The following is a 20,223-nucleotide window of genomic DNA, read 5'->3' on the forward strand; positions in this document are numbered from 1 at the left end:
ACCGGCACGCGCGAGCGGATCGAATATTGGCGCCCCGCCGCATCGCAATGAACTCGCTGAGACCGTCTCACGACGCTCCCTCCAGAGACATCATATGCCTTCGCCAAGATTGACGAAGTCGTTGAGAAGCTGCGCCTCGTTCCGGCGCAACGGCCCCGACGTCCGGCAGAGAGCTTCCACCAGCCGCTGAACCTGCACGGCAATTTCCGGCACGGCGGTGACCTCCCAGTAGGATGGGCGCGTGAGGGGCCCCACCGCGAACAGCCAGTCCGAGGGGTGGCCGTAGCGATCCAGAACCGCCGAGGCCCGGGTTGAGATGCCAAGCCCCAAGGGATCGGGGACAATGTGTCCCGCCTCACGCAGTCCGTCGAAGGGCGGCACGGCGAGCCCGGCGAAATCGGACCGCGGACCGGTGCAGTTGATGACCCGCAGCACCTCCAAGGTCAGCGTTCGGCCGGTGCGCTGCAGCTTCAAGGTTGCCGCGATGCCCCCCGGCACCGGCTCCAGGGCGGACAGGCGCCCCGCCATGACCCGGAGCTGACCGGCCTCGACAAGGCCGCGCAGACGCCGCGCGATGCGCGGGGCCATGCGGTGGCGGTGGATGTCCCAATAGGTGCGGGCATGCCGCAGAAAGCGGGCCTGCGCCACCCGCGTCCAGTTGCTCCAGACAGCCGCCGCCGAAGGGCGCACCGCGTCCATCACCTTCTGCCAGGGCACGCCCTTTTCAGCCGCCTGCGCCACCATGGCCCGCACCAGGCGCAGCGCTCGCGCCGGATCGCCGGCCTCGGCCGGGTCGAGAAAGGGCTCGACACCGGGATTGCCGGCCGCCACATGGCTGTGTGGCAGGAGGCCATGGCGCGACACGCTCCAGAGCGGCCCACGGTGCCCGCGCGCCGCAAGCCTCAGGGCCACATCCACCATGGTCAGCCCGGAACCGATCAGCAGCACCGGCGCATCGGACGGCACGGTGTTCAGATCCGCCCGGCACCACGGGTCCGGCACGAATAGCGGACTGTCATACACCCCATGGTCGCGCGATCGCGGCGGTTTTGGCGGAAGGTTTCCGGTCGCAAGAACCACATGGTCGCCCTCGATGCGCCGACCGTCGGCAAGCTGGACGAAGGGCATGGGGCGGTCACCGACACGCACGACCTGCCCGCGCACACGCCGAAGCCGTCCATCATGGGCCGCGATGGCCTCTTCGAGCCGCTCGGCGAGATAGGCGCCGAACAGGGCGCGCGGCACGTAGGCGGAGGCGAGATCCCCGCCGGCTTCCTCCAGCGCCTCCGCAAGGTCGGCGCCCGACGCCGCCAACCACTGCGCGAAGCCGGGCTTCAGCCCCAGTTCCATGCGCGCCACGGGCACATTGAGCAGGTGGATGGGGTCGCAGGCCCCATAGGCCAGCCCCCGCCCGGCCTCCCGGGTACGCTCCACCAGCACCACGTCGAGGCCGCGCGAGGCGACCGCCAGGAGTGCGAACAGAGTTCCGCTGAAGCCACCGCCGACGATAATCGCGGATCGCCGCGACCTGACCCGATTCAACATGCCTCGTCCGCTCCCCTCGGGCCAGGCTCAGGACGCCGACGCGCGGCGTTCCACCGGGACGATGGCATTGCCGATGATCTCGCCGAACGGCCCGCGATGGTTGGTCACCGCCCCCGGGGCCCCGGTTTCGGCGGCGCGCGGCAGCAGCGGCAGGACGCTCTCGCCGAACCGGTAGGCCTCCTCCAGATGCGGATAGCCGGAGAGCACGAAGGTATCGATGCCGATGGCCATGTATTCCTTCATGCGCTGCGCCACCGTCTCAGGGTCGCCCACCAGGGCCGTGCCCGCGCCACCGCGCACGAGGCCGACGCCGGCCCACAGGTTGGGGACAACCTCCAGCCGGTCACGACGCCCGCCGTGCAGCGCGCTCATCCGCCGCTGCCCTTCCGAATCCATGCGCGAGAACACCTGCTGCGCATCGGCGATGGTCTTATCGTCCACGTAGCGGATGAGTTCGTCGGCCGCCGCCCAGGCCTCGGCCTGCGTATCACGGACGATCACATGCAGGCGGATGCCGAACGTCACCTCCCGGCCCAGGGCGGCGGCGCGGGCGCGGATATCGCGGATCTTGGCGGCCACCTGCGCCGGCGGCTCGCCCCAGCTGAGATACTTCTGCACCTGCCGTGCCGCCACATCATGGGCGGGCGCGGAGGAGCCGCCGAAATACAGCGGCGGATGGGGCTGCTGCACCGGCGGATAGAGCAGCTTGCCGCCCTCCACCTTCAGGTGCTTGCCCTCGAAGGTGACCTCATCGCCCTTCAGCAGGCGGGTGTAGACGTCGATGAATTCGGCTGTGATTTCATAACGTTCCGCATGGTCGGAGAAGAAGCCGTCGCCGCGATTCTCCACCGGATCGCCGCCGGTGACCACATTGATCAGCGCCCGCCCGCCAGAGATGCGGTCCAGCGTTGCCGTCATGCGCGCGGCCACCGCCGGCGAGAGCAGGCCCGGCCGGACCGCCACCAGGAAACGCAGCCGCTCCGTGAAGCCCGCCAGCGCCGAGGCGACGATCCAGGAATCCTCGCACGAGCGCCCGGTGGGGATCAGCACGCCGTAATAGCCGAGCTGGTCCGCCGCCTGCGCGATCTGCCTCAGATAAGCAAGGTTCACCTCACGCGCCTTGTGCGAGGTACCAAGATAGTGGCCGTCGCCGTGGGTGGGTAGGAACCACAGGACATTGGCCTGCTCGGCAGCGGGCAGGGACGGCTCGACGGCGTTCACGGACATGGGCGTGCTCCAGGCGGATCGGCAACGGGAACCGCGCGCGATCTATAATTTATAAAATCCGTAGAAATTATTGACTACATGAAGGCAGCCTGTCTATCCTTTTTTCCGATCCGCCGCTTTCGGCCCGTTCCGAAGGCGGTTCAGACCACCCGAGGGGCCGGCATCGCCGATGCAGGTCCGGTGCCCGCATGCCTACCGAGAGCTTAAAGATGAACGCTCACTCCACTGCGGATGCTGCCGCCGCCACCACGACCGCCGTGCTGCCGCCGGCTTCGCTCGCCTTCCGCGCCGCCATGCGCAAGCTCGCCGGGGCGGTGAGCGTCCTCACCGTCGGCGCGGGCGAAGAGCGCACGGGGCTCACCGCGACCTCGGTGAGCTCGGTGTCGGTGGAACCGCCGACCCTGCTCATCTGCGTGAACCGCACCGCCTCCTCTTTGGCGGCGCTGCTGAAGCACCGGACCTTCGCCATCAATGTGCTGCGCCCGCAGCACGAGGAGGTGGCCGGCCGCTTCGCCGGCCAGGACGGACTGAAGGGCCCCGCGCGCTATGAAGGCGCCGACTGGACCCGCCTTTCCACCGGCGCCCCGGTGCTAGCCGACGCCCTCGCCGCCTTCGACTGCGAGCTGGAAGACGCCATCGAGCGGCACTCCCACGTCATCGTCATCGGCCGGGTGGTGGCCTCGCGCGTCACCGAAAATGCCGAGCCGCTCCTCTACTGGGCCGGCGGCTATCGCAGCCTCGCCCTCTGATCCAGTCTTGAAGCAAGGGGTTTCGCCCATGACATCCGGCATCACCCGCCGCCGCTTTGCCCTCGCCGCCGCAGCCCTGGCCGGCAGCCTTGCCCTCCCCTCCGCGCCCGCATTGGCGCAGGAAAAGGTGGTGCGCATCGGCTACCAGAAGTACGGCACCCTCATCCTGCTCAAGAACAAGGGCCTGCTGGAAGAGCGGCTGAAGCCCTTGGGCTACACCGTGAAGTGGGCCGAGTTCCCGGCCGGTCCGCAGCTGCTGGAGGCGCTCAATGCCGGGGCCGTGGACTTCGGCAATACCGGCGAGGCACCGCCCATCTTCGCCCAGGCGGCCGGCGCGCCTTTGGTCTATGTGGGCTACGAGCCCGCCGCGCCCACCGGCGAGGCCATCCTGGTGCCCAAGGACAGCCCGCTGAAGAGCGTGGCCGATCTCAAGGGCAAGACGGTGGCCCTCAACAAGGGCTCCAACGTGCACTACCTGCTGGTGAAGGCGCTGGAGAAGGCGGGCGTGCCCTATGCCGACATCAAGACCGCCTTCCTGACCCCGGCCGATGGCCGCGCCGCCTTCGAGCGCGGTTCGGTGGACGCCTGGGCCATCTGGGACCCGTTCCAGGCGGCCGCTGAAAAGACCATTGAGGCCCGCACCCTGGCCGACGGCACCGGCATCGTTTCCAACTACCAGTTCTATTTCACCACCAAGGCGTTCGCCGAGCGCGCGCCGCAGGTGGTGGACGCGATCCTCGACGGCGTCGCCGAGATCGGGGCCTGGGTGACGGCCAATCCGAAGGCGGCGGCCGCGCAGTTCTCGCCCCTCATCGGGATTCCCGCGCCGGTCCTGGAAGTGACCCTGGCCCGCCAGCAATATGATGTGAAGCCGGTGACGCCCGAGGTGGCGGCGGCGCAGCAGAAGGTGGCGGACGCCTTCTTCACCCTGGGCCTCATTCCCAAGCCCATCCGCATTTCCGACGCGCTCCGGCCGCCGAAGTCCTGAAGGCACCGGCCATGAGCTCCACCCTGACTTCGGCGGCGGCATCTCCCTCCGCCGCCGAAAGCCACCCCCAGGCCAGGGAGCCCAGCGTGCCCCGGATAACGGCTTACGTCCGGTCCGTCAGCCGCGCGTTGCTGCCCTGGGCCCTGCCGCTCGGTGCGCTGATCGCCTGGCAGGCGGCGGCGAGCCTTGGCCTCCTGTCCACGCGGGTGCTGCCGGCCCCCAGCGATGTCGCGCTGGCCTTCTGGCGGACGCTGAAGGACGGATCACTGCTCGCCAATATCTCCGTCTCCACCGGGCGGGCTCTGGTCGGGCTCGCCATCGGCGGCGCCGTCGGCCTCGCCCTCGGGGTGCTCAACGGGGTGTGGCGGCCCGCGGAGACCATTTTCGATTCCACCCTGCAGATGCTGCGCAATGTGCCGCACCTCGCCATCATCCCGCTGGTGATCCTGTGGTTCGGCATCGATGAGGAAGCCAAGATCTTCCTTGTCGCCATCGGCGTCGCCTTCCCCATCTATCTCAACACCTTCCACGGCATCCGCACGGTCGACCGGGGGCTGGTGGAGATGGCGCGGGTCTACGGGCTCCCGCCCGGCGCCCTGTTCCTGCGCATCGTGCTGCCTGGGGCGCTGCCCTCCATCCTGGTGGGGCTGCGCTATGCGCTGGGCATCATGTGGCTGACGCTGATCGTGGCGGAAACCATCTCCTCCACCTCCGGCATCGGCTACATGACCATGAACGCCCGCGAATTCCTGCAGACCGACGTGGTGGTGCTGGGGGTGGTCGCCTACGCCCTGCTCGGCAAGCTGGCCGACAGCCTCACCCGTGCCATCGAGCGCCGGGCGCTGGCCTGGCACCCCGCCTATCAAGGCGAGGCGGGAGGCATCGCATGAGCGAGGCCTTCGCTCCACGGCCCGGCTCCGCCACGGCACCCGCCCAATCGGCGGACATCCGCGGCACCTTCCGCCCCGCCGCGCCGCCGCCCGAGCCCTCCCTCCGCTGGGCGGGCTCACCCGTTCGGCTGGACGGCGTCACCAAGAGCTTCGGCGACCGGCCGGTGCTGCGCCGGCTCAATCTGGACATCCCCGCCGGCCAGTTCGTCGCCGTGGTCGGGCGCTCCGGCGGTGGCAAGACCACGCTCATGCGCCTCGTCTGCGGTCTTGACCTCGCGACCTCCGGCGAGGTTTTCGTGGGCGACACGAAGGTGAACGGCCTGATGCCCCAGGTGCGGCTGCTGTTCCAGGATCCGCGGCTGGCCCCCTGGCAGCGTGTGCTTGCCAATGTGGGCATCGCCCGTGGTCCCGGCTGGCGCGAGGCGGCCGATGCCGCGCTGCGCGATGTGGGCCTTGCCGACCGCGGGCGCGACTGGCCCAGCGTGCTCTCGGGCGGGCAGAAGCAGCGCGTGGCCTTGGCGCGGGCGCTCGTGTCCCGCCCCGGCGTGCTGCTGCTGGACGAGCCCTTCGGCGCCCTCGACGCCTTGACCCGGAGCGAGATGCACCGCCTCATCGAGCGGATCTGGACCGAGCACGGCTTCACCGCGGTGCTCATCACCCATGACGTAGCCGAAGCGGTGGCCCTGGCCGACCGGGTGGTGGTGCTCCGCCAGGGCGAGGTCGCCCTCGACGTGAGCGTGGACCTGCCCCGCCCGCGCGCGTCCGCCACCACCGAAGCTCTGGAGCTGCAACGCCGCATCCTCGCCGCCGTGTGACACCCGGGCGAGCACGAGAGCAGCGTGCGGAGGCGCAGGTTCTGCGGAGAAGGGGGAGCATCTCCCCCTTTTTGCGGGGTGGATGACATGCCCTCGCGTGTTGAGTTGGCGCGTCTGTCTTATGCGAGCCGACGCGCGCGTGGTGTGAGGAAGTTCTATCCCCCTTGGGGTCGGCCGGCGGCGATCAGGGCCTTGCGCAGCCTCTCATGGGGCTCGCACCCGTCGGGGAAGCACAGCAGCCGCAGCAGCTCCAGATTCTTCTCCGCCCGGTCGAAATCCCCGACCGCGATGAACAGCTCGCCCTGATATTCCAGCGCCGGGCGATGGCCGGGATCATAGAACAGCGCTTCCTTGTACCAGCGTGCGGCTTCGTCATTTCGCTTGAGGCTGCGGTTGGCGAAGCCCAGCAGATTATAGAGGTCGGCGTGCCGCACGGTGGCGGTGAGCGGCATCAGCAGCGCCAGCGCGCGCTCATAATCGCCGGCATAGACCGCCGCGCGGCTCTCCGACAGATCCGGCAGGTCGGTGGAGGGCGCCGTGTCCATGGCGGCGGCTTCAACCGCCAGCGCAAGGGGGAGAAGGGCTGCGAGAAGGGCGGCGCAAAGGCCGCCCGTCCGGCGTGCCGCGCGCCGCCTCACGCGGCGTGCACGGATCGCCCGTCCTCTCCCATGGCGGTGAGGATGCGGCGCTTCACGGCCGCGAAGTCGCCGGCCGCCCGGTCGCCGGGGAAGGGCAGATCCACGGCAACCTCTTCGACAATGCGGCCCGGCCCGGCGGCCATCACCACCACCCTGTCGCTGAGAAAAATGGCCTCGTCCACGTCGTGGGTGACGAGGATCATGGTGGTGCCCTCCGCCTGCCAGATGCGCTGCAGCTCGCCTTGAAGGTGCACCCGCGTGAGCGCATCGAGGGCGCCCAGCGGCTCGTCGAGCAGCAGGATCTCCGGCCGGTTGACGAGCCCGCGTGCGATGGCGGCGCGCTGCGCCATGCCGCCGGACAGCTCGTGGGGATAGGCCTTCTCGAAGCCCGAAAGCCCCACCAGGGCAATATGCTCGGCCACGGTGGCGGCCTTCTCCTTCGCGCTCAGGCGCGCATTTTCCAAACTCAGCGCGATGTTCTGCTCCAATGTGAGCCAGGGCAGCAGGCGGTGGTCCTGGAACACGATGCCGCGCGAGAGCGCGGTGCCGGCGATGCGCGTATCGTTCAGCAGAATGTCGCCGCGATAGGTGTCGTCGAGGCCGATGATGAGCCGCAGCAGCGTGGACTTGCCGCAGCCCGAGGGGCCGACGATGGACACGAACGCGCCCGGCGCCACGTCGAAGCTGACGCCGGAGAGCACGTGGACGAGGGGGCGACCGGGCACCGCATAGGTCTTCGACACATTGCGGATTTCAAGATGCGCTGGGGAGGCCATGGGTGGTCCTTTCTCGCTCCGGGGGTCAGCCGTCATAGCCCTGTTTCCATTTCAGGACCCGTTTCTGGGCCAGGAACATGGAGCGGTCGATGGCAAAGCCCACGAGGCCGATGATGATCATGCACACGAGCAGCTGATCGGTGAGCAGCAGGCCTTGGGCGCGGAAGATGAGGAAGCCGAGCCCCTCGAGGCCCGACAGGCCCTCCGCCACCACCACCAACGCCCAGGCGAGGCCCGCCGCATAGCGCAGCGAGACCATGATGGAAGGCATGGCGGCGGGCAGGATCACGCGGCGCACCAGCTGCCAGCGCGTGAGCGTCAGCACCTGCGCCAGCTCGATATAGTTCTTCTCCACATTGCGGATGCCCTGCAAAGTATTGAGGAACACCGGGAAGAACACCGACTTGGCGATGACCAGGATCTTGGCCGGCGCGCCGATGCCGAGCCACAGCACGATCAGCGGCAGCCAGGCGATGCCGGGAATATGGCGGATGGTGTCGAAGGTAGGCCCGAAGAATTCCTCAACGCGCCGCGACAGGCCCGCCGCGATGCCCAGCGCCACCGCCGCCAGGGAGCCATAAAGGAAAGCCTGGCCCACGATCCGGATGGAGGCCAGGAAATCGAAGGCCAGGTGCTGTTTGGTCACCATGGTCCAGAAGGCGGTGACCACTGTGAGCGGAGCAGGCAGGAACACCGGATCGATCCAGCGGTTGGCCGCCGCGATCTGCCACAAGGCGAGGATGAGGAAGGGCAGGATGAAGCCGGTGAGGTTGGGCAGCCTCAAGCCGGCCCAGGCCGGAGCGGCGGGCGCCGGCAGGTCCACCGTGCCGGCTTCGACCGCCGCGGCCTCGATGGTGTCGGAAGTGTGGGCCATATCTGTCTCGTCGTGCTGTGTCGCGACCAGGCGATGAGGACAAGCAGGCGGGAGCCGGGCTCCCGCCGGCCGCTCAGTTGTAAATGGAATACGGGCCGCCGACGAAGAAGCGGCCGTCCACGAAGGCATTCACCTGCTCATCGGACAGCTGCCGCTCGGCGAGGATGTCGTCGCCATTGGCCACGTACCAGGCCTGGAAGGCCTTGATGGCGGAACGCGCGCGGTCGGCATTGGGCTCGCCGGCCATGAACTCCCACTCGCCCGCATGGGTGATCTGGAACTTGGCCACCTCCAGCGGCACGCGGGTCTTGTCGGAGATGATCTGGGCGGCCTCGTCCACATGGTCGAGGGTCCAGGCGCGGGTCTTCTCGCGGGCCGCGAGGAAGGCCTTCACCACCTCGGGATACTTGTTCACGAAGTCCCTGCGGGCGAAGTAGGTCACCCGCCCGGCATTGTTCACGTACACGCCATCGTCGGGCGAATGGCCCACCACCTTCAGCCGGCCGGAAAGCCACGCCCCGGTGAAGGCGCCGGCGGCGAGATGCGCGGTGGTCGCGTCGGTCGCGCCCGAGAGCACGGAGGAGATGGCCACCGCCGAATTGTCGATGGAGGTGTAGCGGATGCGCCCCTTCTTCTCCCGGGAGTCGAAGGGCAGGCCGGCCTTGGTGGTGATCTCGAACGGCGACGACCAGTAGCAGGAGATGCGGGACGAGCCGAACGACTTGCCGTCGAGGTCGGCCACTGAATTGATCTTGTCGTTGTCGGCGCGGGCCAGGATGGGCGCGCGGTAGCGGTTGGAGGGCTCCGAGGCCCAGATCACCACGCCGTCGAGCCCGTTGGCCCGGTGCACGGTCGCCGGATAAATCATGCGCTGGGCGATGGCGATGGCGCCGCCATTCACCGCCGCCGATTCCGCGCCGAGCAGATCCGCCGCGCCCGACGCGATGAGATTGACCTTCGTGGTGCCGATGGGCGCGAACTCTTCTTTGAAAAAGCCCTTCTCCTGCGCAACCACGGTCCAGGGCGTCAGCTGAAGATTGATGGCGGGCAGCGCTTCTGCGGCGCCAGCGGGACCGGCGGCAACGGTGAGCCCAAGGCCGAACAGAACACTCTTGAACGGGCCGGCAGGCGGGGTGCGGAAGGAGGGCATCGCGGGTTCTCTTGGCAGGAAAATCGGGGGCTCCGGCATGAGCCGGCTTGCTATTTATATATATTCGATCATTTTTATGTACAAAAGCAAGCGGTCTTTCGTCCCTTTCCCCCTGACGGGTCCGGCACCGGTGCCTTCTCTGCCCCGAAAGCCAGCCCCCGCCCTGTGTTCGCCGGTGGTCCGAGAATGATCTTCCTTTCCCGTCATCCCATTGTTCTTGCGTTGGTTCTCCTGCTTTCCGGGGCCGCGATCACAGTCGCCCTCGCTTTGCGGCCACTCCAAGCCCATGTTGTCGACGCCCCGCCGGAGCGGATTGATGGAGCCCTCCTGGCGCGCGCTTTGGGCGAGCGTCCGCTGCGGATCGGCGTCCCCTGGCTGCCGCCGCCGGATACGCCCGACATGCGGCTCTATGTGGAGGAGGGGTTCGAGCTTGACCTGGCCGCCGAGATCGCGGGGCGCTTCGGGGTGGAGCACCGGCTTGTCCGCATCGCGCCCGGCGACGCCGCTCGGGCGCTCGCCTCCACCGAGGTGGACCTTGTGCTGGCCCGCATCGCGGAGGATGACCCGCTGCGCCAGGCCGCCCTCATCGTCGAGACCGGCTACCAGTCCGGCCAGAGCCTCGCCACCCGTTCGGATCGGCCGCTGACATCCTGGGGCGCGTTGAAGGGGCAGACGGTCTGCGTCTCGCAGGCCAATGGCCAGGGCCGCGAACTCGCCGAGCGCCTGGGGGCGAGGGTGACCAGCGTGCGCGCGCCGGCCCCAGCGCTCATGCAGATGCGCACCGGCGACTGCGTGGCGGCGCTCCACGACCGCGCGCTGCTCGAACCACTGCTCGCCAAGGCCTCGTGGCAGAAATTCTCAGCCACCCTGCCGCCGGTGGAGTCCACCGCGCTGGTGGTGGCGGTGGCGCCGGCGCACGCCCGGCTCGCGGAGGCCATGGGACGCATCCTCGCCACCGCAGCCGCGCCCCCGCGCTGGCGCCAGCGGGTTGAAAAGTGGGCCTCGACGGTCTCGTTCGAGGTCTATCGCGATCAGGTGGCTGCCGATTGCCATTGAACCATCATGCCTCGCGCGGGTCTGGCCCCGCGGCCGCGCTGATGCTGCTCACCCTGCTTGGAGCGGATGCCGGGGCGGAGCGGCCAGGGTTGCGCGCCATGCCGGCCAATGCCGCGAGCGCCCCCCGGCCACGGACGGACGGCGCCCCACCCGCCTTTCTCGCCGACTTGCGCCAGGCCTATTCCGGGCCGCCGGAAACCTGGCCGGCGGCCGCCATCGATCCGGGTCGCACCATCCGCGAACTCGCGGCACCGCCTGCGCCACCGGCACCCGGCCCAGAGGCCGCTCTGGGCGCGCGGCTGTTCTCGGATCCCGGCCTGTCTGTCGACGGGCGCGTGGCCTGCGCCGATTGCCATGATCCGGCGCAGGGCTTCACGGTCGGGCGGAAGGTGGGCCTTGGCGTCGGTGGCCAGCCGGGCCGGCGCAACCCGCCCGCGCTCTTTTCGGTAGCACGACGGACCCATCTCGACTGGGACGGCCGCGGCACCGCGCTGGAACGTGACATCAACGCGCTTTCTTCACGCGAACCGGTATCCACTTCGTTCGAACACGCTCTGGCCGCGCGGGTCCTGGTCCCTCTCGCCGACGCCCGGGAGATGGGGCCGGCGGATATGCGCGCGCTGTGCGGCAAGCTCGCGCGCGGCACCTACGGCGCCGCCTTTGCCGCGCTCTACGGCGCTGAAGGCGCCTCGCCGCGCACCCTGGCGGCGGCGCTTGTGGCGTATCTCGAAACCCTCGACACACAGAGCCGCTTTGACAGCTTCCTGCGCGGCGATCGCTCAGCGCTCACCGGCACCGAGCTGCACGGCCTTCACCTCTTCCGCACCAAGGCGCGCTGCATGAATTGCCACTTCGGGCCGCTGCTGACCGACGAGGGCTTCCACAATCTCGGCCTCTCCTTCTTCGGCGAGCCGGCGCAGGATCTGGGGCGCCACGACGTCACCGGACGGGCGGAGGATGCGGGCCGGTTCCGCACGCCCAGCCTGAGGCATGTGGCGGCCACCGCGCCCTATATGCACAACGGCCTGTTTCCGACCCTCGAAGGCGTGGTCAACCTCTATGACCGGGGCGGCGGCGAGGTGTGGGCGCGCGATGCCGCCGAGGCCGCCCGGCGGCTCCATCAGGACGCGGCCCGGCGCTCCCCGCACATCCGCCCGCTCGGCCTCTCGCCCGAGGAGAAAGCCGCGCTGGTGGCCTTCCTCCGGACATTATGAGGGGCCCAGCGCAACGGGGCTCTATTCCGCCGCCACGGCCGGGGCGCTCGCCCGGTGGGCCGGGTGGACGGGAAAGGGCAAGCCGAGATTCTCGCGTAGCGTGGTGCCCTCATATTCCTTTCGGAACAGGCCCCGGCGACGCAGGATGGGCAGCACCTGCTCGATGAAGTCCTCGAGCCCGCCCGGCAGGTGCGGCGCCATGATGTTGAAGCCGTCGGCGCCCTCCTTCGCGAAGCGCTCTTCCAGCTGGTCGGCGATCTGCTCCGGCGTGCCCACCACCTGCCAATGGCCGCGCGCCCCGGCAATGGACAGATAGAGCTGGCGGATGGTGAGATTGTCGCGCCGCGCGGCGTCGATCACCAATTGCTGGCGGCTCTTCGGCCCGTTGGTTTCGGGCAGATCGGGCAGCGGGCCGTCCACGTCATAGCCGGACAGGTCGGGCACGCCCATGATGGTGGACAGGAGCTGGAGCCCCACCTGCGGCTCGATGAGCCCTTGCAGTTCCTCGAACTTCTCCCGCGCCTCCGCCTCCGTCCGGCCGATGACGGGGAAGACGCCGGGCATGATCTTCACATGGTCCGGGTCGCGCCCGGCCTTGGCGGCGCGGGCCTTGATGTCGGCATAGAAAGCCCGGGCCTCGGCCAGGGTGCGATGGGCGGCGAACACCACTTCGGCGCTGGCGCCGGCCAGATCGCGCCCATCCTCGGACGCGCCGGCCTGCACGATCACGGGATGGCCCTGCTGCGAGCGGGCGACATTGAGCGGCCCGCGCACCGAGAAATGACGGCCATGGTGGTTCAGCGGGTGGAGCTTCTCCGGATCGAAGAAGGCGCCCGAGACCTTGTCGCGGATGAAGGCGTCGTCCTCCCAGCTGTTCCACAGCCCCTTCACCACCTCCACGAACTCGCGGGCGCGGTCATAGCGCGCGGCATGGGGCGGGTGGCCATCACCGCGGAAGTTCGCCGCCTCCTCGTCTCCGGCGGAGGTGACGAGGTTCCACCCGGCGCGCCCGCCGCTCATGAGGTCGAGGGACGCGAACTGGCGGGCCAGGTTGAACGGCTCGTTGAAGGAGGTGGAGGCGGTGCCGATGAGGCCAATATTGTGGGTCACCACCGAGAGGGCCGACAGCAGGGTCAGCGGCTCGAAGCCCACATTGCGGGACGTCCGGCTCACCGAGCGGATATTGGTGTCGCGGATGCCCAGCGCATCGGACAGGAACAGCGCGTCGAGCTTCGCCGCCTCGGCCAGGCGCGCAAGGCGCAGATAATGGTCAACCCGCACATGGGCATTGGCGGGCGAACGGGGATGGCGCCACGCTGCGATATGGTGGCCGTCCGTCATCAGGAACGCGCCGAGCTTGATCTGCCGGGTCTTGGCCATAACGTCCTCGAATTGCCGTTCGGGAGGGCCGAGGGCATCTAGCCCCTCGCCCCTCCACCGTTCGTGAAGCGGTCAGCTTCCGCGGCGGCTTTCGAGCGCGGCCACCAGCGGGAGAGCAGCCACCCTGATCTCTATATTTGATAAAATCAATAAAATTTATTGTATTTAGAACAAGGCCCGCCTCCCCCCATCCGCCGGCGCGCTCCGCCGTCCCCGTCGACGGTGAGCTGAAGGGCCGTGGGGGCAGGGCGCCGATCCGCGTTGCGGCCCCCGGCAGGCGCCCGCCCCACCCCCGCACGCCTCAACCCCCCGGTTCATGCCGCCGCGCCCATCATTGGCCGCTCAGGCGGCGGAGCCGGGGGCCGGGGCCCGCATGCGCTCGGACCGCCGGGCGCAGCGCGCGGGCGGCCCCGCGCTCCGGCGCGGACGGGGCCGATGCCTTGCCAGCGGAGGGGCCGACCCGGATCGGTTCAGCGCAGGCCGAATCCCAGCGTCTCCAGCGCCTCGCGCATGCGGTCGCGCCCGCTCAAGGCTCCCGGACCACGCACGCGATGGAGGGCGGTCCGGGCCCAGCCCACCTGCGGCAGGCCCTGCCCCTGCTGGAATGCGGCCAGGGCTTCCTCGTAACGCTCCAGCGGTGCGGCGGGCAGGCTGGCGTCATAGCGCTCGCGATGCAGCACCAGCTTCTGCGAGAGGCGCGGCTTCACCTCCGCCGGGCGGGCGGGATCAGAATAGCCGACGCACAGGCCGAACACGCCGAGCACATTGGGCGGCAGGCCCAGCAACTCCGCCACCTCCTGGGGCCGGTTGCGCAGGGCGCCGATATAGACCCCGCCGAGCCCCAGGGATTCGAGCGCGACCAAAGCATTCTGCGCCGCCAATGCGGCATCGATGATGCCGACGAACAGGGTCTCGAGATAATCCAGCCCTTCGGTGGGGGCATCGGCGCGACGGCCGATCTCCTCCAGCCGCGCCAAATCGGCCAGCCAGACCAGCACAAGCGGCGCCTCGATCACATGCTTCTGGCCACCGGCCACCTCGGCCAGGCGGGCCTTGGTGGCCGGATCCTCCACCGCGACCACGCTGAAGGTCTGCAGGTTCGAGGAGGACGGCGCCGATTGCGCCGCCGCCACCAGGGTTTCCACCAGTCCCTCCGGCAGCGGCCGGTCCAGGAAGGCGCGCACCGAGCGGTGGGCGATGAGGCCGGCAATGGTGGGATTGATCAGGATGCCCTGGGGCGTCTCGGCCGCGCCGTAGCGGGCGTCGAGCAGGGATCTGGCGTTCGACATGGCAACCTCCACGGGGGATCAGGCGGAAACGGCGTTCGGGACCGGCGCGGCGGCATCCGTTGCGCCCGCCGCCCCCGCGCGGCGGAAGGCCGCCGCCGGATGGGTGACCGGCAGGCGCGCGCCGCGGCCGGGGAACAGCTTCTGCCGCAATGTCCCCTCGCCATAGGCGGTAGGATAAACGCCGCGCGCCTGGAGCTCGGGCACCACCAGATCCACGAACGCTTCAAGCGTTTCCGGCGAGACCAGCCGGTTGAGGTTGAAGCCGTCCACGTCGGTGTCCTCCACCCAGGAGATCAGCTCATCGGCCACGTCCCGCGGCGAGCCGACGATGAACGGCGCCCGCGCCCCGGTGGCGGACAGGGTGGCCAGATCCTTCACCTTCAGCGGCACCGTGCTGCGCAGGGTCAGGTTTTCCAGGGTGGACTGGATGGCATTGCTCTGCACATAGGCGATGGGCTCATCGGGATCGGCCTTCGACAGGTCGACCCCGGTCCAGCCGGACAGCAGAGCGAGCTGCCCGGCCGTATCCACATGGCGCGCATAATCCGCCAGCAGGTCCTCGGCCTCGGCCCGGGTCGGCGCCACGATGACGGTGGCGCCCGCATACAGGCGGATGTCGTAAGGATCGCGGCCGGCGGCGGCGGCCTCCTGGCGGATGGACTTCACCGCATCTGCGAGGATGGGCCGGGTCTGGCCATTGAGAAAGATGCCCTCGGCATGGCGCGCTGCGAAGACGCGCCCGCGCCCGGAAGTGCCGGCCTGGAACAGCACCGGCGTGCGCTGGGGCGAGGGCTCGGTGAGCTGGATGCCGTCCACCTGGTAATAGGGCCCGTCATGGACGATGCGATGCACCCGCGCGGGATCGGTGAAGACGCCCCGCGCCCGGTCGCGCCGCACGGCGCCATCCTCCCAGCTCGCTTCCCACAGCTGGTAGACGGCGGCGAGGAAATCCTCGGCCGCCTCATAGCGGGCATCGTGGGCACGGTTGGCCGCCTGGCCCATGCCCTTGGCGCCGCTGTCGAGATAGCCCGTCACCACGTTCCAGCCCACCCGGCCGCCGGTCAGGTGGTCCAGGGTGGCGAAGCGGCGGGCGAACGCATAGGGGTGCTCGTAGGTGAGATTGGCGGTCACCCCGAAGCCGATATGCCGCGTGGCATGGGCCATGGTCGGCACCACCAGTGTCGGGTCGATCTGCGGGGTCTGCGCGGCGGTGCGCAGCGCGGTGTCGGGGCTTCCACCATAGACGTCATAGATGCCGAACACGTCGGCGATGAAGACGCCGTCGAACAGGCCGCGCTCGGCGGTCCGGGCCAGCTTCACCCAATAATCGAGGGTGTTGTAGTCCGCCGCCGTGTCGCGCGGATGGGTCCACAGGCCGGCCCAGGTGTGGCTCGGGGCCGCCATGTTGAAGGCGTTGAAGCGCAAGGGCCGCGATCGGCTCATGACAGGTCCTCCTGACGCGTCGCGAGGCGCGCTCTCAGCTGTAGAGGGGCGTGGGGGTGATGCGGCCGTTGAGGGCGTAATTGCCCACCTCGCGGGCCTTGTAGACCACCGGGTCATGCAGGGTGTGGGTGCGGATGTTGCGCCAGAAGCGGTCATAGCCGTAATGGCTGGCGGTGGCCCGCGCGCCCATCAGCTCGAAGATCTTCGAGGTGATCTCCAGGGCGGTGCGGCTGGCCTGGACCTTGGCGGCATAGATGGCGGCGGCGGCCACGTTGCGCTCGTCGGGCGAGAGGGCATTGCCCCGCGCCACCGCCGTCTCGAACGCGCCCGCGGCCACGTCCGCCAGCGCCAGCGAGGCGCGCAGCGCCACGTCGAGATTGCCGTAATGCTCGAGGATATAGGGATCCTCGCTTGCCCGCTCCACGCCGGAGGCCTGCCAGGGGCGGGAGATCGTGCGCACATAGCGGTTGGCCTCCGCCAGCGCCCCCTCCGCCGTGCCGAGATAGAAATTGACGATGAGGAGCTGGTGGAACGGCACGACCAGACTGGTGCGCGCCGGTGGCGGGGCGGAGAGATCGCCCAGCACCTCGTCGCGCTCCACCTTCACATGGTCGAAGGTGATGGTGCCGCTTTCCGACAGGCGCTGGCCGAAGGCGTCCCAGTCGTGGCCATGGCTCACGCCCGCCCGGTCGCCTGGAACCACCAGCACCGCGAAGCCATCGCCCAGCGCCGCGCGCAGGGTGATGCGGTCGGCCAGGGCGGCGTTGGAGGCGAAGGTCTTGCGCCCCTCAAGGCGGAAACCCTCGCCATCGGGCGTGAGCTGCGATTCCGGATCGCGCGGGTTGGAGGCCCCGCCCCAGAACCATTGCCCCGCCACCGAGGCCCGGGACAGGCGCTCCGCCTGGGCCGCGTCCGCGCGCCACAGGGCATTGGTGAGGTGCAGGTAATGATAGGACAAAAGCTGGGCAATGGAGGCATCGGCGCGCGCCACCACGCGGGTCGCCAGCAGGGCATCGGTAAAGCGGCCGCCGCCCCCGCCATGCTCCACGGGATTGAGCAGGCTGAGCAGGCCAGCCTCGCGCAGCAGCGCCACCTCGGCCACCGGCGAGGCGCCGGCATGGTCGCGCGCGGCGGCGTCGGGAGCCAGCGCGTCGGCCACCGTGCGGGCGATGTCTACCCAGTCGGTGCCGGGGCTTCGCGCGGGCACGAGGGATGAGCGAGGAAGGGGTTGGTTCATCAGAAAGGCTCCTGTCACGGAAATCGGGGATGGATGCGCTCACCAGGCGGGCAGGATCGTTCCCTTGAACTTGGCGAGGATGAATTCCTTCACCGGCTCCGAGCGGTAGATTTCAATGAACTTGGCGATGCGCGGATCATCCTTGCGATCCGCGCGGGCGGCGAAGATCAGGGTGAAATAGGGCTTGGCCTCCGCGTCCGTGGTCTCCGCCACCAGCGCCGTGTTGAGGTCGAGGCCGGCCAGATAGGCGTAGTTGGAGGACACGAAGGCGGCAGCCACGTCATCGAGCGAGCGCGGGAGCTGGGCGGCGTCGAGCTCGACGATCTGAAGCTTCTTCGGGTTCTCCACCACGTCGAGGATGCTGGCATTGAGGCCGGCGCCGGGCTTCAGCTTGATGAGGCCCGCCTTCTCGAACAGCAGCAGCGCGCGCGCCGCATTGGTGGGATCATTGGGAATGGCGATCTTCGCGCCGGCCGGGATATCCCCGGCCTTCTTGAAGGTCTTTGAATAGATGCCGGCCGGCACCAGCAGGGATTCCTCAAGACCCACCAAGTGATAGCCGCGCGCCTTGACCTGGTTGGCGAGGTAGAACCTGTGCTGGAAATTGTTGAGGTCGAGGTCGCCGGCCTCCAGCGCCGCATTGGGCTGGTTCCAGTCGCTGAACTCGATGATCTCGGCCGGAAGACCCTGCTGGGCCGAAAGCCGCGCCGCTTCGCGCAGTACGTCCCCATAGGGCCCGGCCGAAACGCCGACCTTCAGCGGCTTGTCGGTGCCCGGCGGCTGCGCTCCCGGCTGGGCAGCCGCCGGGCTGGCGAGCGCGGCCAGGGACAGGGCGACCAAAGCGGGGGCGAGAAAACGGAACAGGCGGGGAGGAAGGATGTTGATCATGGGATCCGTTGGGTTGGGGCCGGGCGGCGCGGCCGGAAATATCGGGCGGCGACGATGGCAGCACGTCTATATTTAATTAATTTAATCGATTTAGTAAATTAAAATCAACGACGACCCGATGCCCCTGCCGTCATTAGGGCCCTGCCGCGACTAGGCATCGGGGGCCCTTCTCACGCCTTCGGAAAGGCGCCCTCGAAGGCGGTTTCTGTGATGGGGCGGCGGCCATTGGGGCTCTCGCCCTTGTGGAAGCTCTCCGGCAGGATGGATTTGTCTCCATGCCGGCCGATGGCGATGGCCGCCTCGATCTCGTAATCGTCCGGCACCTTGAGTTCCCTGCGGGTCCTTTCCACGTCGAAGCCGCCGATGCCGTGGGCGTGCCAGCCGAGCTTGGTCGCCTGCAGGGCGAGGCTCGCCCAGGCTGCGCCCGTATCGAAGGAATGGTTGCGCGCCGGCTGCGCCTCGGTGGTGCCGGGCCGCACGAAGGTCCTGGCGGAAAGGGCGATGATGAGCACCGCCGCATTCTTCGCCCATTGCTGGTTGTAGGGGATGAGCAGGCCGAGAAAGGTCTCGAACTCGGGCGTGCCGCGCCGGGCGTAAAGGCAGCGCCAGGGCTGCGAATTGAAGCTCGATGGCGCCCAGCGCGCCGCCTCGAACACGGCGTTGAGCTCGCCCTGCGGGATCTCCTCCCCGGTGAAGGCCCGCGGCGACCAGCGGTCGAGGAACAGGGGATCGATGGGGTGTTCCGCCTGGCGCGGCGTGACGGCAATGGCCATGGCTTCAGGAACCTTGTGGGAGGTTGAAAGGAGGCGCGCGGAGGCTCACAGCCGGAGCCCGGCCTGCTTCAGCAGCGGCAAGGTGGATTGCGCGAAGTAATCGAGATCGGGCGCGAAGTCGTGGAAGTTGAACTGCACGCCATCGATGCCCGCCTGCTTGAGGGCGGCGAGCTGCTCCACCACCTGCTCGGGCGTGCCGATGATCTCGATATTGCCGCCGAGGTTGAGGCCCTGCTTGTGGCGGGCATCGCTGCGGCCCTTCCAGGCCACGGCATCGCTCTCATAGCCGCGATGGCCGAACGAGGTGTGGGTCGGCTTGGGCACCCCCGCGGCGATGGCGCGCGCATAGGCATGGGCCTCGGCCTCCGTGTCGCCGCTCACCACGATGGGGTTGATGATGGTCTTCACCTCCCGGCCCCTGGCCCGCGCCCGCGCCTTGATGGCGGCGATATGGGCCGGCAGCGTCTCGAGGGCGCTGTCGATATGGGCCCCGCCCGGCGAGGTGATGAAGACGAGGTCCGAATGCTCGGCGGCGAAATCCATGCCCGCCTCCGAGCCGGTGGCGGTGACCAGGATGGGCCGCCCGTAGCTGGGCTTCGGCGTGATGTAGCCGTTGACGATCTTCCACGGATTGAGCCGGCCCTCGTGGGAGTAATTCTCGGTGTCGCGCCACAGGCGGCCGAGCACCTCGAACAGCTCCCCCGCCATCTCATAGCGCTGGTCGTGCTCGATGCGGTTCCAGCCGAACATCTCGTGCTCGATGGCGCGATGGCCGGTGACGATGTTGATGCCCCATCGCCCCTTGGAGATGTGGTCGAAGGTGGCGCCGATCTTGGCGATGTGCAGGGGGTGCCACGGCCCGTAGAGCACGTGGAGGGTGGAGATCAGCAAGATGTTCCGGGTGGTGGCCGCCATGGCGCCAAGCGCCACGAAGCTGTCGAGGGAGGCTTCCCCGTCATAGCCGCCCTTGGGCAGCCACTGGGTGCGCGAGAAGGCGATGTCGAAGCCCAGCGCGTCGGCCTTCTGCACCAGGGCCGCGTTGTAGTCGTAGGTCCAGCTGTTGCTGGTGGGGTGATCCGAGAAATGGATGTCCTGCAGGTCCAGGAACAGGCCCAGCATGAGCGGCTGGCGCGCCGCCCGCGACAGCGGGCTGTCGGGCAGATCGAGCGGCCCGGGCGCGCGGGGCGCCCCTGACCCGACAGCGGCGGGCTCCAAAGCGGGAGACGGGACAGGGGAGACGGCGAGGGACATGGCAGACCTCCGGCAAGACGGACATGGGCGCGGGCCTTCC

The 20,223-nt window shown here is 68.9% G+C and carries 19 protein-coding genes; 6 read left to right on the forward strand and 13 right to left on the reverse strand.

The genetic code is table 11. The features are described from left to right. Nucleotides 1-90: 90 nt before the first annotated feature. Both L0966_RS16900 and ssuD read right to left on the reverse strand, forming a co-directional pair. Nucleotides 91-1,545, reverse strand: a complete 1,455-nt coding sequence (locus tag L0966_RS16900; RefSeq protein ID WP_234053140.1) for an FAD/NAD(P)-binding protein — start codon at nt 1,543-1,545, stop codon at nt 91-93. Between the two features lie 27 nt (nt 1,546-1,572). Next, the gene (gene ssuD / locus L0966_RS16905) at nt 1,573-2,772 is read right to left on the reverse strand and encodes an FMNH2-dependent alkanesulfonate monooxygenase (RefSeq protein WP_234053141.1); all 1,200 of its coding nucleotides are present in this window, start codon (nt 2,770-2,772) and stop codon (nt 1,573-1,575) included. Between the two features lie 209 nt (nt 2,773-2,981). Between ssuD and L0966_RS16910 the strand changes: the two genes are divergently transcribed. From L0966_RS16910 to L0966_RS16925, 4 genes are read left to right on the forward strand one after another with little or no spacing between them, the layout of a single operon-like run. After that, nucleotides 2,982-3,521, forward strand: coding sequence for a flavin reductase family protein (locus L0966_RS16910; RefSeq protein WP_234053142.1), 540 nt, complete (start codon nt 2,982-2,984; stop codon nt 3,519-3,521). 28 nt (nt 3,522-3,549) lie between these two features. Beyond that, a complete protein-coding gene (locus L0966_RS16915; RefSeq protein ID WP_234053143.1) occupies nt 3,550-4,509 on the forward strand; it encodes a sulfonate ABC transporter substrate-binding protein in 960 nt (319 codons plus the stop codon). Nucleotides 4,510-4,520: 11 nt separating this feature from the next. Further along, nucleotides 4,521-5,399 (forward strand): aliphatic sulfonate ABC transporter permease SsuC, encoded by an 879-nt coding sequence (ssuC, locus tag L0966_RS16920; protein ID WP_234053144.1) that lies wholly within the window; start codon nt 4,521-4,523, stop codon nt 5,397-5,399. Beyond that, complete coding sequence (locus L0966_RS16925; RefSeq protein WP_234053145.1) at nt 5,396-6,214, forward strand: ATP-binding cassette domain-containing protein; 819 nt, start codon at nt 5,396-5,398, stop codon at nt 6,212-6,214. Before ssuC ends, L0966_RS16925 begins: the two co-directional genes overlap by 4 nt. A gap of 155 nt (nt 6,215-6,369) precedes the next feature. Here L0966_RS16925 and L0966_RS16930 read toward each other — a convergent pair whose 3' ends face one another. The 4 genes from L0966_RS16930 to L0966_RS16945 form a co-directional block, all read right to left on the reverse strand. Then, entirely contained in the window at nt 6,370-6,759 is a 390-nt protein-coding gene (locus L0966_RS16930; RefSeq protein WP_234053146.1) for a M48 family metallopeptidase, read from the reverse strand. Between the two features lie 89 nt (nt 6,760-6,848). After that, a complete protein-coding gene (locus L0966_RS16935) occupies nt 6,849-7,628 on the reverse strand; it encodes an ABC transporter ATP-binding protein (RefSeq protein WP_234053147.1) in 780 nt (259 codons plus the stop codon). A 25-nt stretch (nt 7,629-7,653) separates the two neighbouring features. After that, nucleotides 7,654-8,502, reverse strand: a complete 849-nt coding sequence (locus L0966_RS16940; RefSeq protein ID WP_234053148.1) for an ABC transporter permease — start codon at nt 8,500-8,502, stop codon at nt 7,654-7,656. A gap of 73 nt (nt 8,503-8,575) precedes the next feature. Continuing rightward, nucleotides 8,576-9,652: an ABC transporter substrate-binding protein gene (locus L0966_RS16945; RefSeq protein ID WP_234053149.1), complete on the reverse strand. Its 1,077-nt coding sequence runs from the start codon at nt 9,650-9,652 to the stop codon at nt 8,576-8,578. Nucleotides 9,653-9,838: 186 nt separating this feature from the next. Between L0966_RS16945 and L0966_RS16950 the strand changes: the two genes are divergently transcribed. Together L0966_RS16950 and L0966_RS16955 are read left to right on the forward strand one after the other, a co-directional pair. Continuing rightward, complete coding sequence (locus tag L0966_RS16950; RefSeq protein WP_234053150.1) at nt 9,839-10,708, forward strand: transporter substrate-binding domain-containing protein; 870 nt, start codon at nt 9,839-9,841, stop codon at nt 10,706-10,708. Between the two features lie 41 nt (nt 10,709-10,749). Beyond that, complete coding sequence (locus L0966_RS16955) at nt 10,750-11,922, forward strand: cytochrome-c peroxidase (protein ID WP_234053151.1); 1,173 nt, start codon at nt 10,750-10,752, stop codon at nt 11,920-11,922. A gap of 21 nt (nt 11,923-11,943) precedes the next feature. On the opposite strand, the gene L0966_RS16960 is transcribed toward L0966_RS16955, so the two are convergent. The 7 genes from L0966_RS16960 to L0966_RS16990 all read right to left on the reverse strand — a co-directional run bounded on the left by L0966_RS16960 (nt 11,944) and on the right by L0966_RS16990 (nt 20,183). After that, complete coding sequence (locus L0966_RS16960; protein WP_234053152.1) at nt 11,944-13,302, reverse strand: LLM class flavin-dependent oxidoreductase; 1,359 nt, start codon at nt 13,300-13,302, stop codon at nt 11,944-11,946. A gap of 470 nt (nt 13,303-13,772) precedes the next feature. Then, nucleotides 13,773-14,591, reverse strand: a complete 819-nt coding sequence (locus tag L0966_RS16965) for an NADPH-dependent oxidoreductase (RefSeq protein WP_234053153.1) — start codon at nt 14,589-14,591, stop codon at nt 13,773-13,775. Between the two features lie 18 nt (nt 14,592-14,609). Next, nucleotides 14,610-16,034, reverse strand: coding sequence for an LLM class flavin-dependent oxidoreductase (locus L0966_RS16970; protein ID WP_234053154.1), 1,425 nt, complete (start codon nt 16,032-16,034; stop codon nt 14,610-14,612). Between the two features lie 34 nt (nt 16,035-16,068). Beyond that, a complete protein-coding gene (locus L0966_RS16975; protein WP_234053155.1) occupies nt 16,069-17,271 on the reverse strand; it encodes an acyl-CoA dehydrogenase family protein in 1,203 nt (400 codons plus the stop codon). A 39-nt stretch (nt 17,272-17,310) separates the two neighbouring features. Then, nucleotides 17,311-18,159 (reverse strand): MetQ/NlpA family ABC transporter substrate-binding protein, encoded by an 849-nt coding sequence (locus L0966_RS16980; RefSeq protein WP_234053156.1) that lies wholly within the window; start codon nt 18,157-18,159, stop codon nt 17,311-17,313. Nucleotides 18,160-18,329: 170 nt separating this feature from the next. Then, the gene (locus L0966_RS16985; RefSeq protein ID WP_234053157.1) at nt 18,330-18,932 is read right to left on the reverse strand and encodes a nitroreductase family protein; all 603 of its coding nucleotides are present in this window, start codon (nt 18,930-18,932) and stop codon (nt 18,330-18,332) included. Nucleotides 18,933-18,977: 45 nt separating this feature from the next. After that, nucleotides 18,978-20,183 (reverse strand): LLM class flavin-dependent oxidoreductase, encoded by a 1,206-nt coding sequence (locus L0966_RS16990; RefSeq protein WP_234053158.1) that lies wholly within the window; start codon nt 20,181-20,183, stop codon nt 18,978-18,980. Nucleotides 20,184-20,223 lie beyond the last annotated feature (40 nt).

This window comes from Xanthobacter sp. NM-59 (genome assembly GCF_021401125.1).
Taxonomy (GTDB): Bacteria; Pseudomonadota; Alphaproteobacteria; order Rhizobiales; family Xanthobacteraceae; genus Xanthobacter.